This is a genomic window from Cellulomonas fimi (assembly GCF_028527925.1).
In the GTDB taxonomy this organism is placed as follows: domain Bacteria; phylum Actinomycetota; class Actinomycetes; order Actinomycetales; family Cellulomonadaceae; genus Cellulomonas; species Cellulomonas fimi_C.
The window spans coordinates 141,646-156,562 of the sequence record NZ_JAPESW010000002.1 but is presented as its reverse complement, the minus strand read 5'-3'; the positions used below and the strand labels follow the sequence as shown (position 1 = coordinate 156,562).

Genomic DNA, 14,917 nt, shown 5'->3' with positions numbered 1-14,917 from the left:
GCGTCGGGCCCGGGACCGTCCAGGCGTCGCGCGACCGTCTCCTGCCCGGGCGCGACCGGGTGCGTGCTTCCGGCCCGGCGGGCAGTGACCGCAGTGCGAGGACGCATCACCGCGCGTCTGCGGGCCGCCGGTGGGACGGACGACGGGAGCGCGGTGCTCGAGTTCCTCGGGGTGTCGCTCGTGCTGCTAGTGCCGACCGTCTACCTCGTCCTCGTGCTCGGCCGCCTGCAGGCCGCGACGTTCGCGGTCGAGGGTGCGGCGCGGGAGGCGGCACGCACTGCGGTGGCTGCCGACACCCCGCAGGACGCCGCTGCGCGTGCGGCGCGGGCGACGGGCGTCGCGCTGCGCGACCAGGGGTTCGACGACGACCCGGCGGACGCGCTCCTCCTCACTTGCACCTCGACCCCCTGCCTCGCGCCCGGCTCACGGGTGACGGCGCGCGTGGAGGTCGTCGTGCCGCTGCCGTTCGTGCCGGACATGGTGCGCGACGTGGTGCCGCTGGAGGTCCCGGTCAGCGCGGAGCGTGTCGCGCCGGTCGACACGTACCGGGCGCGCGGATGACTCGCAGGGGCGCGGGTGCCGGGTCCGCCCTGGCTTGCGCAGCCGTCGTCAGGACGGGCGAGGACGACACGCGCGTCTCGACCGTCGCGGAGCGGCCGCGGAAGCGACCGTCGGCGCGTGTGCGGACGGGGACCCGGCGCGTGCGGGCGCGACCCGGGATCTGGCTCGTCCGGACACCGACGGGGATCCGGCTGGTGCGTGCGCGGGTGGACAGCGTCGTTTCGGCCGTGCGGGCGCGGGCCGGCGACCACGGTGGGGACGACGGCCAGGTCCTGCTCCTCACGCTCGGCTTCGTCGTCGTGGCGCTGCTGCTGGTGCTGGTCGTCGCGGCGGCGACGGCGGTGCACCTGGACCGCAAGCGGCTCGTGGCCCTCGCGGACGTGGTCGCGCTCGACGCGGCGGACGCGCTCGCGAACCCGGCGTACTTCGCTCCCGGCGCCGGTCAGGGCGACCCGGCGCGCGGCGGCCTCGACCTGAGCGACGCCGGGGTGCGCGCGGCGACGGAGGCGTACCTCCGCGAGAACCCGGCCGCGACGGAGCCGTTCGTGACCGTGCGCGTCCTGGAGGCGACGAGCCCCGACGGACGCTCCGCGCACGTGCGCCTGGGCGCGGTCGTCCGGGTCCCGGTGGTCGGCGGCGTCCTGTCGACGTGGTCGGACGGCGTGACGGTCGAGGCCGAGTCGTCCGCTCGCGCCGAGTGAGGGACGTCGGCCGGCAGCGTCGCGCGGTGTCCCTCGTGCGGGTGCTGGACCGGGTGAGATCGGAGGCGGCGGGTGTCCGGCGGCTCGTGACGGACCTAGCGTGAAAGCGGGCGAGCCGGGCAGGGGGCGACGGCCGGCGGTCCACGGCATGCACACCCACAAGGAGACGAAGATGTCACGCATCGCCACCACGCTGGCCGCCACCGCGCTCGCCGGCGCCGCGTTCGCCCTGCTCGCCTCGCCCGCCTCGGCCAAGAGTCCGGTCGACCCGTCGTGGAACAAGCCCGACAGCTGGGAGAGCGGCGGCGTCTACACCTGCACCAAGGAGGAGCTCTCCGACGGCATGACGACGTGGACCGTCGGCGACGGCGTCGCGTTCGTCGTCGTCAAGACGGGCACCACCTACACCGTGCTCGACTCCGACCCCTACGGCACCGAGCACGTCTTCGACCAGGACATCTCCTTCGTCATCTCGTGCGTGCCGAACGGCGGCCCTTCGAGCTGACGCCCACCCGCACCCACCCCGGTTCTCGCGGCCGGGCCCTTCCCGTGGGTGCGTGGGCAGGTCGGCGCTAGTCCGGGAGGAGCGGGACGGCGATGCCGTCGCCCGTGCGCAACAGGCTGGCGCGCGTGACCGAGCGCTTGCCGAACCGGTCGGCGACCGAGTCGAGGGTCGTGTCGAGCGCGCCGAGGTCGGGGCCGTCGAGCGCGAGCTGGGGCTGCACGACGTCGTCGGACTCGAGGTTCGTCAGGGCGACCCCGACGAGGGTGAGCCCGCGCTCGCGGATCAGCGGGGCGACGGAGTCGAGCAGCGCGACGGCGGCGGCCGCGAGGTCGGTGCCGGACGACGTCGCGTGCCGGAACGATCGCGACCGGGTGGCGCGCGTGTAGTCCTCGAAGCGCAGGCGCAGCACGACGGTACGGGCGGTGCGGTGCGCGGTGCGCATGCGGCGCGCGACGCGGTCGACGAGGCCGAGCAGGGCGGCGTGCACGAAGGCGGGGTCGTGCGGGCCGCGGCCGAGCGCGCGCTGCGCCCCGATCGAGCCGCGCCGTCGACCGGTCTCGACCCGGGCGGGCGTGCGTCCGTGCACGACGGCGTGCAGGTGACGCCCGGCGGCGGGGCCGAGCGCACCGACGAGCACCGACTCGGGAAGCATCGCGACGTCGCCCGCCGTCCGCAGCCCGTACCCGTGGAGCTTCGCGGCGGTGACCTCGCCGACGCCCCACAGCAGCTCGAGGGGGAGCGGATGCAGGAAGGCGTCCTCGCGGTCGGGCGGCACGTGCACGAGGCCGTCGGGCTTGCCGACGCGCGACGCGACCTTCGCGAGGAACGGGGTGCGGGCGACGCCCACGGTGATCGGCAGGCCGACCTCCTCGCGGACCTGGCAGCGCAGCCGTGCCGCGATCTCGACGGGCGGCACGTCGATCCGGTGCAGGCCGGCGACGTCGAGGAACGCCTCGTCGATCGACACGCCCTGGACCTGCGGCGTCGTCGCGTGGAAGAGGTCGAACACGGCGCGGCTCGCCTCGACGTAGGCGTCGAAACGGGGTCGGACCTCGATGAGGTCGGGGCACAGCGCCCGCGCCTGACGGCCGCTCATGGCCGTCTTCACGCCGCGTCGCTTCGCCTCGTACGAGCACGCCAGGACCACGCCGCCGCCGACGGCGACGGGGTGGCCTCGTAGCCGCGGGTCGTCACGCTGCTCGACCGACGCGTAGAACGCGTCGAGGTCGGCGTGCAGGATCGCCGCGCGTCGGACGGTGGGCTCGCTCACGAACACATGTTCGAACGAGCCACCCACACGGCGCCAGAGGCGTCCTCCGAGCGGTGGCCCCGGCTGGCGCGACGGGTGCGTGAGACGCCGTCGGCGAGCGGCGCCGTCAGGCGGGGTCGAGGAGCAGGCCCGCCCAGCGGCGGGCGATGTCGACGAGCTCCACGCGGTAGAGGTCGTCGAGCCCGTCGAGCGGCTGCCACGCGGCGAGGTCGGTCGACCCGTCGACCTCGTGCCGCAGGTCCCCGCCGACGACGTGCGCGCGGTAGACGACGCGCAGCAGCTGGGTCTTCTCCGGCATGGCGGTGGGAGCGAGCGCGGGGTCGACGACGAGCGAGGAGATGCCGAGCAGCTCGTCGAGCGCGATGTCGTAGCCCGTCTCCTCGCGGACCTCGCGCACGGCGGCGTCGGCGGGGTCCTCGTACGGGTCGATCCCACCGCCGGGCATGGTCCACTTCGGGCCGACGCCGACCGCGGGGGCGAGGCGGGACAGCAGCATCCCGCGCTGGTCGACGACGACGGCGTACGCGCTCACCCGGATGGCCACCGTCCGAGGCTAGGGGACGACTGCGGGTAGCCTGGACGGTCGTGGCCACCACCGACTTCCCCGCCGAGATCCGCGAGCTGCGCACCACCCTGGAGTCCATCCAGGCGGTGAGCGACCCGACCGCGCTCAAGGCGAAGATCGCCGACCTGTCGGAGCAGGCCAGCGCCCCGAACCTGTGGGACGACCCGGACGCCGCGCAGAAGGTCACGAGCGCGCTGTCGGCAGCGCAGGCGGAGCTCGACCGCGTGGCGAAGCTCGGCGGCCGGATCGACGACCTCGAGACCCTCGTGGAGCTCGGCGTCGAGATGGAGGACGCGGACAGCCTGGCCGAGGCGGAGGTCGAGCTCACGGCGATCCGCAAGGACCTGGGTGAGCTCGAGGTCCGCACGCTGCTCAACGGCGAGTACGACCAGCGTGAGGCGGTCGTGACGATCCGCTCGGGTGCGGGCGGCGTCGACGCGGCGGACTTCGCCGAGATGCTGCTGCGGATGTACCTGCGCTGGGCGGAGCGGCACGGGTACCCGACGACGGTGCTCGACACGAGCTACGCCGAGGAGGCGGGCCTGAAGTCGGCGACGTTCGAGGTGAAGGCGCCGTACGCGTTCGGGCACCTGTCGGTCGAGGCCGGCACGCACCGTCTGGTGCGCATCTCGCCGTTCGACAACCAGGGGCGCCGGCAGACGTCGTTCGCGGCGGTCGAGGTGATCCCGCTGATCGAGGGCACCGACTCGGTCGAGATCCCGGAGTCGGAGATCAAGGTCGACGTGTTCCGGTCGTCGGGCCCGGGCGGTCAGTCGGTCAACACGACCGACTCGGCGGTCCGGATGACGCACATCCCGACGGGCATCGTCGTGTCGATGCAGAACGAGAAGTCGCAGATCCAGAACCGCGCCGCGGCGCTGCGCGTGCTCCAGTCCCGCCTGCTGCTGGTCCGCAAGGCCGAGGAGGACGCGAAGAAGAAGGAGCTCGCGGGCGACATCAAGGCCTCGTGGGGCGACCAGATGCGCTCCTACGTGCTCCAGCCGTACCAGATGGTCAAGGACCTGCGTACCGAGCACGAGGTCGGCAACCCGGCCGCGGTGTTCGACGGCGACATCGACGACTTCATCGAGGCCGGGATCCGCTGGCGCCGCTCGCAGTCGGTCGAGGCCTGACACGCGGTCGACGACGCGGCCGCGGCCGCCGACCCCGCCGTCCCGCGCTCGCCGGGACGACCCTCCGCAGCCGAGGTCGTCGCGGCGAGCGCTTGCCGTCCGGGCCCGCGGGACGAAGGTCCCGAGGCAGGTGCCCAGGTCACCCGATGCCTTCGCATCGCGAAGTTAACCCTCCCGGAGTACGTGGGAGCGCGCCCACGCGTCCGGAAGACACAGGTTGGTAACGGAACTTGCACCATGCTTGGCTTCGGGTCTTGAATTCAAGGGACATGACCGGACGCGCGGCCAGCGCGGGCCACGCAGTGGTCCCGCGGGGGTGTCGACGGGCAGAGACGCCCCGGACGACGCGACCGGACGGTGCAAACAGGGAGCGGACAACGATGTCTTTTGCATGGAGGAAGGTTGCCGTCGGCGTCGCCACGGCCGGCCTGATCGTCGGACTCTCGGCCTGCAGCCAGGAGCGTGAGCCGAGCGGCGACGAGACCGGCGGCGGGGCTGCCGAGGACACCCTCATCGGCATCGCGATGCCGACGAAGAGCCTCGAGCGGTGGAACCGTGACGGCTCGCACCTCGAGGAGCTGCTGCAGGACGCCGGCTACGAGACGACGCTGCAGTACGCCGACAACAAGGTCGACCAGCAGATCACCCAGATCCAGAACATGATCAACCAGGGCGCCGACGTCCTGGTCATCGCGTCGATCGACGGCACGGCCCTCGCGCCGGTCCTCGAGGACGCGGCGGCGGCCGACATCGCGGTCATCGCCTACGACCGCCTCATCAACGACACGCCGAACGTCGACTACTACGCGACGTTCGACAACGAGAAGGTCGGCACGCTCCAGGGCCAGTTCATCGAGGAGGCCCTCGACCTCAAGAACGCCGCGGGGCCGTTCAACCTCGAGCCGTTCGCGGGCTCGCCGGACGACAACAACGCCAAGTTCTTCTTCTCCGGCGCGTGGGACGTCCTGCTGCCCTACGTCGAGGCGGGCAAGCTCGTCGTCCCGTCGGGCAAGGCTCCGGCGTCGAACGACGACTGGGCCTCGATCGGCATCCAGGGCTGGGGCTCCGACACCGCCCAGGCCGAGATGGAGAACCGCCTCAACTCGTTCTACGGCGGCGGCCAGAAGGTCGACGTCGTCCTGTCGCCCAACGACTCGCTGGCCCTCGGCATCGCCCAGGCCCTCGAGGGTGCCGGCTACGCGCCGGGCGAGGGCTACCCGGTCCTCACCGGGCAGGACGCCGACCAGGCGAACGTGCTCAACATGCTCGCCGGCAAGCAGTCGATGACGGTCTGGAAGGACACCCGTGCGCTGGGTGACCAGGTCGCCAAGATGGTCGACCAGATCGTCAAGGGCGAGACCGTCGACGTCAACGACGAGGAGACGTACGACAACGGCAACAAGGTCGTCCCGACCTACCTGCTCGACCCGGAGGTCGTGACCCCCGACACGGTCGAGTCGGTGCTCGTGGACTCCGGCTTCTACAAGGCCGAGGACCTCGGTCTCTGATCCCGCTCGGGCCGCCGGCGCGCACACCACGCGTCGGCGGCCCGCACGGCCGTGACGGACCATCCAGCGAGGGGCACATGACCACCGACCACATCCTCGAGATGCGGAGCATCACCAAGAAGTTCCCCGGCGTGATCGCGCTGCAGGACGTGAACCTCTCGGTGAGCCGCGGCGAGGTGCACGCGATCTGCGGAGAGAACGGCGCCGGGAAGTCGACGCTGATGAAGGTGCTCTCGGGCGTCTACCCGCACGGCACCTACGAGGGCGACATCGTCTTCGACGGCCAGGTCGTGGAGTTCAAGGGCATCCGGGACTCCGAGCACCACGGCATCGTCATCATCCACCAGGAGCTCGCGCTCAGCCCGTACCTGTCGATCGCCGAGAACATCTTCCTCGGCAACGAGCAGGCCGAGCGGGGCGTCGTCGACTGGAACAAGACCAACTCCGAGGCCGCGAAGCTGCTCACCCGCGTCGGCCTCGACGAGCGGCCCGACACGAAGATCGTGGACATCGGCGTCGGCAAGCAGCAGCTCGTGGAGATCGCCAAGGCGCTCTCCAAGGAGGTCAAGCTGCTGATCCTCGACGAGCCCACGGCGGCGCTCAACGACGAGGACTCCGCGCACCTGCTCGGTCTCATCGACGGGCTGCGCGAGCACGGCATCACCTCGATCATCATCAGCCACAAGCTGAACGAGATCGAGGCCATCGCCGACACCACGACGATCATCCGCGACGGCAGGACCATCGAGACGCTCGACATGCGCGGCGCCGAGAAGGTCAGCGAGGAGCGGATCATCCGCGGCATGGTCGGGCGCTCGCTCGACAACCGGTTCCCGGACCACACGCCGAACATCGGCGAGGAGGTCCTGCGGATCGAGGACTGGACCGTCCACCACCCCATCGACCAGACCCGCAAGGTCGTCGACAGCGCGTCGCTCAACGTGCGCCGCGGGGAGATCGTCGGCGTCGCGGGTCTCATGGGCGCCGGGCGGACCGAGCTCGCGATGAGCCTGTTCGGCCGGTCCTACGGTGCCCGCGTCAGCGGTCGCGTCTTCAAGGACGGCAAGGAGATCGACCTGCGCAACGTCGGCGCGGCGATCCGGCACGGCATCGCCTACGCGACCGAGGACCGCAAGCGGTTCGGCCTCAACCTCATCGACACGATCCAGCACAACGTGTCCGCCTCCGCGCTCGGCAAGCTCGCGCGGCTCGGTGTCGTGGACCGCCGGCAGGAGGAGAAGGTCGCCGAGCGGTACCGCAAGGAGCTCAACATCAAGACGCCGACCGTGTCGGCGCTCGTCGGCAAGCTGTCCGGCGGAAACCAGCAGAAGGTCGTGCTGAGCAAGTGGATCTACGCGGATCCGGACGTGCTCATCCTCGACGAGCCCACGCGCGGCATCGACGTGGGCGCGAAGTACGAGATCTACGGGATCATCAACCGGCTCGCGGACGCGGGGAAGGGCGTCATCGTCATCTCCTCCGAGCTGCCGGAGCTGATCGGGATCTGCGACCGCATCTACGCGCTCAGCCAGGGCCGGGTCACGGGTGAGGTCGCCCGCGACGAGGCCACGCAGGAGCGCCTCATGCAGTACATGACCATGGAGAAGGACGTGACGGCCCGATGACCACGGACACCAACCTCGCACCGGCGGCCCCTCCGGGCTCGCAGCCGCGCGTGCCGCTGTCGCAGCGCATGCAGGGCCTCGGTGGGAACGCTCGCCAGTACGGCATCTTCGGCGCGCTCGTCGTGATCGTCCTGCTGTTCCAGGTGCTCACCGACGGCAAGCTGCTCCTCGCCAACAACGTCGCGGCGCTGTTCCAGCAGAACGCGTACGTGATGATCCTGGCCATCGGCATGGTCATGGTGATCGTCGCCGGGCACATCGACCTGTCGGTCGGGTCGGTGGTCGCGTTCGTCGGCGGCATCGTCGCGGTGACCATGCGCGACTTCGACATGCCGTGGGTCGTCGCGATCCTCATCGGCCTCGCGGTCGGCGGTGTCGTCGGCGCGTGGCAGGGCTTCTGGGTCGCGTACGTCGGCATCCCGGCGTTCATCGTGACGCTCGCGGGCATGCTCGTGTTCCGCGGCCTCGCGCTCGTCATCGTCGGTGAGACCGTCGCCGGCCTGCCCTCGCAGTTCATCGCGATCTCGAAGGGGTCGCTGCCGAACTTCCTCGGGTTCGCCAACAACATGGACGTCGTGACGCTGCTCATCGGCGCGCTCGCGATCGTCGCGATCGTGGTCTCGCAGCTGCGGGCGCGGTCGTCGCTGCGCAAGCACGAGCTGTACGTCGAGCCGATGGGTGCCTTCGTCGCGAAGCTCGTGCTCGTCGCGATCGGCATCGGCATCCTCACGGTGATCCTGTCGTTCTCCGCGGGCGGCACCCCGATCGTGCTCGTCATCGTCGGCGTGCTCGTCGTCGCCTACACCTTCCTCATGGGGCGCACGGTGTTCGGTCGGCACATCTACGCGATCGGCGGCAACCGCCTCGCGGCGGGCCTGTCGGGCGTCAACACGCGTCGTGTCGACTTCTGGATCTTCGTGAACATGGGGCTGCTCGCGGGTGCGGCGGCCATCGTGACGACCGCCCGTGCCGGCGCGGCCATCGCGGCGGCCGGCCAGAACTTCGAGCTCGACGCGATCGCCGCGTGCTTCATCGGCGGTGCGGCGGTCACCGGCGGCATCGGCCGGATCTCCGGCGCGATCGTCGGTGCGCTCATCATGGGCGTGCTCAACATGGGCCTGTCGATCATGTCGGTCGACCCGTCCTGGCAGATGGCCATCAAGGGTCTCGTGCTGCTCCTCGCGGTCGCGTTCGACCTGATCAACAAGCGGCGTGCCGGGACGCAGTAGCGTCCTGACGGTCCCGACGGCGCGGTAGGTTCTGGCCCCGTGAGCAGGCGAGCAGCGGCAGCCGGCTCGCAGTCGTCCCTGCGCGAGGCCAACCGACTCCTCGTCGTCGAGACCGTCAAGCGGTACGGCGGGCTCACCCAGGTCGAGCTCGCCACCGCCACCGGCCTGTCGCAGGCCACGGTGTCGACGATCGTCCGCGAGCTGCTGGCCGCGGGCGTCGTCGACACCGCGAACACCACCCGCAGCGGGCGGCGTGCCCAGATGGTCACGCTCGCCCGCCGCGTGGGTCTCGCGGTCGGTGTGCACGTCGGGCACCGCAGCATGCGGGTCGTGCTCGGCGACTTCACGCACGAGGTGATCGCGGAGCAGTCGCTCCCGCTGCCGTCCGGGCACCGCGCCGACACCAGCCTCGACCGGGTGGCGCTGCTCGTCGTCGACCTGCTGGAGCGGGTCGGGGCGACGCTCGACGACGTCGTCGGGCTCGGGGTCGGCGTGCCGGTCCCCGTCGACTCGTCCACCGGCATGGTCTCGGTGGCGGGCCTCATGCCGGGCTGGGACGACGTGCACGTCGGCCAGGTGCTCTCGAAGCGCCTCGGCCTCCCCGTCTACGTCGACAACGACGCCAACCTCGGCGCGATCGCCGAGTCCACGCTCGGCGCCGCCCGTGAGCACGACGACTCCCTCTACGTGCGCGTGTCGCACGGCGTCGGTGCGGGCATCGTCATCGGCGGGCACGTGCACCGGGGGGCCGGCGGCACGGCCGGCGCGATCGGGCACCTCCCCGTCGAGTTCCCCGGCGAGCCGTGCCGCTGCGGGAACGACGGCTGCCTCGACACCGTCGTGGGCGCACAGGCGCTGCTCGGCCGGCTCCGCAACAGCCACGGGGTGCTCGCGCTGCGCGACGTCGTCCAGCGCACGAACGACGGGGACCAGCGCTGCGCGCAGGTCGTCGCGGAGGCGGGCACGGCGATCGGCCGCGTCGTCGCCGGGCTGGGCGTGGCCGTCAACCCGCAGGTCGTGGTCGTCGGCGGCGAGCTCGCGGACACGGGGGAGGTGCTGCTGCGCCCGCTGCGGGAGGCCGCCCGCCGCAAGGTCCGCCTCAACCCGTTCGTCCCGCTCGAGGTCGTCGCCGCCGCGCTCGGCTCGCGCGCCGAGGTGATCGGCGCACTCGCGCTCGCACTGCGCTCGACGGACGTACCCTTGCGGGTCGACACCGACGAGGACGTCGACGCCGCGGCAGGAACGGCATGACGGTGCGCGCTCTTGACGACGCGGCGTGGCCGCCATTCACTGCACGCAGGGCGTGCTCGACGGGGAGCAGGTGAACAGATGAGCGGCGACGTCCCCCTGCTCTCGATGCGGGGCATCACCAAGAGGTTCCAGGCCGTCGAGGCGCTCGTCGACGTCGACCTCGACGTGCACGCGCACGAGATCGTGGCGCTCGTCGGTGACAACGGGGCCGGCAAGTCGACGCTCGCGAAGATGATCTCCGGCGTCATGGCGCCCGACACGGGCCTCATCGAGATCGACGGCGAGCAGGTGACGATCCCGTCGGCGACCGCGGCCCGGGCGCTCGGGATCGCGACGGTGTTCCAGGACCTCGCGCTGTGCGAGAACCTCGACGTGACCTCCAACCTGTTCCTCGGACGCGAGCTGCGCAGCGGACCCGCGCGCGACGACGGCCGCATGGAGCTCATCGCGCGCCAGGTGCTGCGCGACCTCAACAGCCGCATCCCGTCCGTCCGGTCGCCGCTGTCGACGCTGTCGAAGGGCCAGCGGCAGTCCGTCGCGATCGCCCGCACGCTCATCGGCAGCCCGCGGCTCGTCGTGCTCGACGAGCCCACGGCGTCGCTGTCGGTCGGCCACACCGCCGAGGTCCTCGTGCACATCGAGCGGCTGCGGGACCTCGGCCTCGGCGTCCTGCTGATCTCCCACAACATGAACGACGTGCGTGCCGTGGCGGACCGGATCGTCGTGCTGCGCCACGGGCGCAACAACGGGGAGTTCGACGCGGCGACCGTCAGCCACGAGGTGATCCTGGCCGCGATCACGGGTGCCACCGCGTCGGAGGTCGAGTCGGGGCCGCTGTCCACGCTGCTGCGCCGCTGACCCCCGCCTCGCCCGGTTCGGGCCGTTCGTCCGGGTCGTCCCGCGAGTCGTCGTCCAGGGCGACGAACTCACAGGTGCCGTGCGGCGTGTCACACCGGGGGAGCTCCTGCCGCGCTGCCTACGCTCGACGAGGCCAGCAGCAGCACCCCGTTCCCCGACCCTGGCCGCACCGGTGCAGTGATCCGATTCGAGAACGTCACCAAGGTCTACGCGCGCGGCGCCCGCCCCGCGCTGGACCGCGTTTCCCTGGACGTCGAGCGCGGCGAGTTCGTCTTCCTCGTCGGCGCGTCCGGCTCCGGCAAGTCCACGTTCCTGCGCCTCGTGCTGCGCGAGGAGCGCGCGTCCGCCGGTCGGGTCTTCGTCGCCGGCAAGGAGCTCGGCACGCTGTCGTCGTGGCGAGTGCCGCACCTGCGTCGCCAGATCGGCGCGGTGTTCCAGGACTTCCGGCTGCTGCCCAACAAGACGGTGTTCGAGAACGTGGCGTTCGCGCTGCAGGTCATCGGCAAGCCGCGGCACCACATCCTCACGACCGTCCCCGACGTGCTCGAGATGGTCGGGCTCTCCGGCAAGGAGAAGCGTCGCCCGCACGAGCTGTCCGGCGGTGAGCAGCAGCGCGTCGCGATCGCGCGCGCGTTCGTGAACCGGCCGAGCATCCTGCTGTGCGACGAGCCCACGGGGAACCTCGACCCGACGACCTCACTGGGGATCATGCGCCTGCTGGACCGCATCAACCGCACCGGCACCACGGTCGTCATGGCGACGCACGACGACGAGATCGTCGACCAGATGCGCAAGCGCGTCATCGAGCTCTCGACCGGCCAGATGGTGCGCGACCAGTCGCGCGGCGTCTACGGCTCGGACCGCTGAGGGGGAGCCGTGCGCGTCCAGTTCATCCTCTCGGAGATCGCCCAGGGCCTCCGCCGCAACCTGTCGATGACGGTGTCCGTCATCCTCGTCACCTTCGTCTCCCTGACGTTCGTCGGCTCCGCGGCGCTGCTGCAGCTGCAGATCGGCAAGATGAAGGACGACTGGTACGACAAGGTCGAGGTCTCCGTCTTCCTGTGCCCGCAGAACTCGTCGGAGCCGACGTGCGCGTCCGGTGAGGTGACCGAGGACCAGCGCGCCGACATCCGCTCCGCGCTCGACGCCCCCGAGATCGCCCCGTACGTCGAGCACGTGTACGAGGAGACGAAGGAGCAGGCGTTCGCCGCGTTCCAGGAGCAGTTCGCCGACCAGTTCTGGGCGTCCGCCGCGACGGCCGACGACATGAACTCGTCGTACCGCATCAAGCTGACCGACCCGCAGAAGTACCAGGTCGTCGCCGACGTCGTCTCCGGGCGCCCGGGCGTCGAGGAGGTGCAGGACCAGCGCCGGCTGTTCGACAAGCTGTTCCTCGTCCTCAACCGCGCGACGCTGCTCGCCGGTGGGCTCGCGGCCGTGATGCTGCTCGCCGCCGTCCTGCTGATCACGACGACGATCCGGCTGTCCGCGCTCAGCCGCCGCCGCGAGACCGGCATCATGAAGCTCGTCGGCGCGTCGACCATCTTCATCCAGCTGCCGTTCATGCTCGAGGGCGCGATCGCCGCGACCGTCGGCGCCCTGCTCGCCGTCGGCGGGCTGTGGCTCGGCGTCGAGTACCTCGTCACCGACTGGCTCGGCGCGTCCGTCGGCTGGATCCCGTACGTCAGCACCGCCGACGTGCTCACGGTCGCACCGGCGCTCGTCGCCGTCGCGATCCTCCTCGCGGCGATCTCGTCGCTCGTGACCCTCAGCCGCTACACGAAGGTGTGACCGTGGCCCGACGTCGCCTGCCCGCAGTCCTCGCCGCCTTCGCGCTCGTCGCGGGGATCGCCGTCGCGTCGCCGGCCCTCGCCGACCCGATCGACGACCGGCGCAAGGCCGCCGAGCAGAAGGCCGCCGCGAACGCCAAGGCGCAGGCCGACGCCGAGGCCGCGATGGAGGGCCTCGACGCGAACCTGCAGGCGACGGCTGCGCGGCTGCTCGAGCTGCAGGCGCAGATCCCCGCCGCCCAGGCGAAGCTCGACGAGGCGAAGGCCGCGCTCGAGAAGGCGCAGCGCGAGGCCGCGCTCATCGCCGCACGGCTCGTCGACGCGCAGGAGCAGCAGGTCACGCTCTCCGCGAAGATCCAGACCGACACCGACGAGGCCGCCAAGATGCGCGCCGCGATCGGCCAGATGGCGCGCGAGGCGTACCGCGGCGGGGGAGAGGTCTCGGGCGTCAGCGTCATCCTCGACGCGCAGAGCACCGAGGACTTCGTGCAGAAGTACGGCCTCGTCTCGACCGCCCTGCGCACCCAGGCCCAGGTGCTCGACGCGCTCAAGGCCGCCGAGGCCAGCAACCGCAACGCCCAGGCGCGGCTCGACGCGGTCGAGCAGCGCATCGCCGAGCTCAAGGCCGAGGCCGACCAGAAGGTGGTCGAGGCCGACCAGGCGCGGCAGGCCGCCGCCGACGCGAAGGCCGGACTCGACGCGCTCGTCGCCGAGCAGCAGTCGCAGCAGGCGTCGCTCGAGTCGCAGAAGGCCGCGCTCGCCGCGTCGCTCGCGCAGATGGACGCCGAGGCCAAGGCCATCGAGAACGAGCTGCGCGCCGCGATCGAGGCGCAGCGGGCACGCGACGCGGCCGCAGGCAAGCCGCAGCCCGCGCCCGGACCCGTCGGCGGCGGGCTGTTCTCCAACCCGACGAGCACCAACCCGATCTACGTGACGTCCGAGTACGGCATGCGTCTGCACCCGACGCTCGGGTACGTCCGCCTGCACGCCGGGATCGACCTGCGCACCTACTGCAACACCAAGGTCTACGCGGGCCGCGCCGGCACCGTGACGTGGGCGAAGACGCGCTTCGGGTTCGGCAACCAGGTGATGATCGACAGCGGGTTCGTCAACGGCAACGCGCTGTCCGCGTCGTACAACCACCTCACGTCGTTCGCGGTGTCGACCGGGCAGCGCGTCGAGCGCGGGCAGCTCATCGGGTACTCCGGCAACACGGGGACGTCCGCCGCGTGCCACCTGCACTTCGAGGTCTACGTCAACGGCGCGACGACGAACCCGCGGCCTCTGCTCGGCCTCTGACGGCCCTGCGGTTCGTGGCCGCTGCGCCGGTGGCGTAAAGCGGTGGTGGGTGCCGGGTCGGCAGGTAGGCTGCTGCGGCACTGCTGAGCGGCCGGGCGGCATCCGTCGCCCCGCTCGACGATCGACGGAGGAGGCCGGGACGTGGCCAAGGAGACAGGGCGCAAGCTCGTGGCCGCGAACCGCAAGGCCCGCCACGACTACACCATCGAGGACGTGTTCGAGGCCGGCGTCGTCCTCACCGGCACCGAGGTCAAGGCGCTCCGCGCCGGACGCGCGTCGCTCGTCGACGGGTGGTGCGAGATCGAGGGCTCCGAGGCCTACCTGCACGGCGTGCACATCCCCGAGTACTCGCAGGGCACCTGGACGAACCACGCGCCGCGACGCAAGCGCAAGCTGCTGCTGCACCGCGAGGAGATCGACCGCCTCGAGTCCCGCACGCGCGAGAAGGGCCACACGATCGTGCCGCTCGCGCTCTACTTCCTCGACGGCCGCGCCAAGGTCGAGATCGCCCTCGCCCGCGGGAAGAAGGACTGGGACAAGCGGCAGGCGCTGCGCGAGCGGCAGGACAACATGGAGGCGCAGCGCGCCATGCGGGAGCTGCGCGACCGCTGACGGGCGCCCG

At 71.5% G+C, this 14,917-nt stretch carries 15 protein-coding genes; 13 read left to right on the top strand and 2 right to left on the bottom strand.

Annotated features, from left to right (window positions below):
• The first annotated feature begins 93 nt into the window (after window positions 1-93).
• The 3 genes from OMK64_RS01620 to OMK64_RS01610 all read left to right on the top strand — a co-directional run bounded on the left by OMK64_RS01620 (window position 94) and on the right by OMK64_RS01610 (window position 1,767).
• Complete coding sequence (locus OMK64_RS01620; RefSeq protein WP_445292844.1) at window positions 94-561, top strand: pilus assembly protein; 468 nt, start codon at window positions 94-96, stop codon at window positions 559-561.
• Window positions 562-767: 206 nt separating this feature from the next.
• Window positions 768-1,262, top strand: a complete 495-nt coding sequence (locus tag OMK64_RS01615) for a pilus assembly protein TadG-related protein (RefSeq protein ID WP_272726212.1) — start codon at window positions 768-770, stop codon at window positions 1,260-1,262.
• 172 nt (window positions 1,263-1,434) lie between these two features.
• Window positions 1,435-1,767: a hypothetical protein gene (locus OMK64_RS01610; protein WP_272726211.1), complete on the top strand. Its 333-nt coding sequence runs from the start codon at window positions 1,435-1,437 to the stop codon at window positions 1,765-1,767.
• A 67-nt stretch (window positions 1,768-1,834) separates the two neighbouring features.
• On the opposite strand, the gene dinB is transcribed toward OMK64_RS01610, so the two are convergent.
• Window positions 1,835-3,037: a DNA polymerase IV gene (dinB, locus tag OMK64_RS01605; protein ID WP_272726210.1), complete on the bottom strand. Its 1,203-nt coding sequence runs from the start codon at window positions 3,035-3,037 to the stop codon at window positions 1,835-1,837.
• A gap of 106 nt (window positions 3,038-3,143) precedes the next feature.
• The gene (locus tag OMK64_RS01600; RefSeq protein ID WP_272726209.1) at window positions 3,144-3,581 is read right to left on the bottom strand and encodes an NUDIX hydrolase; all 438 of its coding nucleotides are present in this window, start codon (window positions 3,579-3,581) and stop codon (window positions 3,144-3,146) included.
• A gap of 41 nt (window positions 3,582-3,622) precedes the next feature.
• Between OMK64_RS01600 and prfB the strand changes: the two genes are divergently transcribed.
• The 10 genes from prfB to smpB all read left to right on the top strand — a co-directional run bounded on the left by prfB (window position 3,623) and on the right by smpB (window position 14,907).
• The gene (prfB, locus tag OMK64_RS01595) at window positions 3,623-4,735 is read left to right on the top strand and encodes a peptide chain release factor 2 (protein WP_272726208.1); all 1,113 of its coding nucleotides are present in this window, start codon (window positions 3,623-3,625) and stop codon (window positions 4,733-4,735) included.
• A 380-nt stretch (window positions 4,736-5,115) separates the two neighbouring features.
• On the top strand, window positions 5,116-6,243 hold the full coding sequence (gene chvE, locus OMK64_RS01590) for a multiple monosaccharide ABC transporter substrate-binding protein (RefSeq protein ID WP_272726207.1): 1,128 nt from the start codon (window positions 5,116-5,118) through the stop codon (window positions 6,241-6,243).
• Window positions 6,244-6,320: 77 nt separating this feature from the next.
• The gene (mmsA, locus tag OMK64_RS01585; protein WP_272726206.1) at window positions 6,321-7,868 is read left to right on the top strand and encodes a multiple monosaccharide ABC transporter ATP-binding protein; all 1,548 of its coding nucleotides are present in this window, start codon (window positions 6,321-6,323) and stop codon (window positions 7,866-7,868) included.
• A complete protein-coding gene (gene mmsB / locus OMK64_RS01580; protein WP_272726205.1) occupies window positions 7,865-9,097 on the top strand; it encodes a multiple monosaccharide ABC transporter permease in 1,233 nt (410 codons plus the stop codon). The genes mmsA and mmsB overlap by 4 nt, the downstream gene beginning before the upstream one ends.
• A 39-nt stretch (window positions 9,098-9,136) precedes the next feature.
• Window positions 9,137-10,348: an ROK family transcriptional regulator gene (locus OMK64_RS01575; RefSeq protein ID WP_272726204.1), complete on the top strand. Its 1,212-nt coding sequence runs from the start codon at window positions 9,137-9,139 to the stop codon at window positions 10,346-10,348.
• A gap of 78 nt (window positions 10,349-10,426) precedes the next feature.
• Entirely contained in the window at window positions 10,427-11,206 is a 780-nt protein-coding gene (locus OMK64_RS01570; protein ID WP_272726203.1) for an ATP-binding cassette domain-containing protein, read from the top strand.
• A gap of 177 nt (window positions 11,207-11,383) precedes the next feature.
• Complete coding sequence (gene ftsE, locus OMK64_RS01565; RefSeq protein WP_272726202.1) at window positions 11,384-12,073, top strand: cell division ATP-binding protein FtsE; 690 nt, start codon at window positions 11,384-11,386, stop codon at window positions 12,071-12,073.
• Window positions 12,074-12,082: 9 nt separating this feature from the next.
• Entirely contained in the window at window positions 12,083-12,997 is a 915-nt protein-coding gene (ftsX, locus tag OMK64_RS01560; protein WP_272726201.1) for a permease-like cell division protein FtsX, read from the top strand.
• Between the two features lie 2 nt (window positions 12,998-12,999).
• Complete coding sequence (locus OMK64_RS01555; protein ID WP_272726200.1) at window positions 13,000-14,295, top strand: peptidoglycan DD-metalloendopeptidase family protein; 1,296 nt, start codon at window positions 13,000-13,002, stop codon at window positions 14,293-14,295.
• Window positions 14,296-14,436: 141 nt separating this feature from the next.
• Window positions 14,437-14,907: an SsrA-binding protein SmpB gene (smpB, locus tag OMK64_RS01550; protein ID WP_124342253.1), complete on the top strand. Its 471-nt coding sequence runs from the start codon at window positions 14,437-14,439 to the stop codon at window positions 14,905-14,907.
• Window positions 14,908-14,917 lie beyond the last annotated feature (10 nt).

Coding starts and splice junctions, on each gene's coding strand:
- OMK64_RS01570 (WP_272726203.1), top strand. CDS start 10,427: ATGAGCGGCGACGTCCCCCTGCTCTCGATGCGGGGCATCACCAAGAGG.
- chvE (WP_272726207.1), top strand. CDS start 5,116: ATGTCTTTTGCATGGAGGAAGGTTGCCGTCGGCGTCGCCACGGCCGGC.
- mmsB (WP_272726205.1), top strand. CDS start 7,865: ATGACCACGGACACCAACCTCGCACCGGCGGCCCCTCCGGGCTCGCAG.
- OMK64_RS01610 (WP_272726211.1), top strand. CDS start 1,435: ATGTCACGCATCGCCACCACGCTGGCCGCCACCGCGCTCGCCGGCGCC.
- mmsA (WP_272726206.1), top strand. CDS start 6,321: ATGACCACCGACCACATCCTCGAGATGCGGAGCATCACCAAGAAGTTC.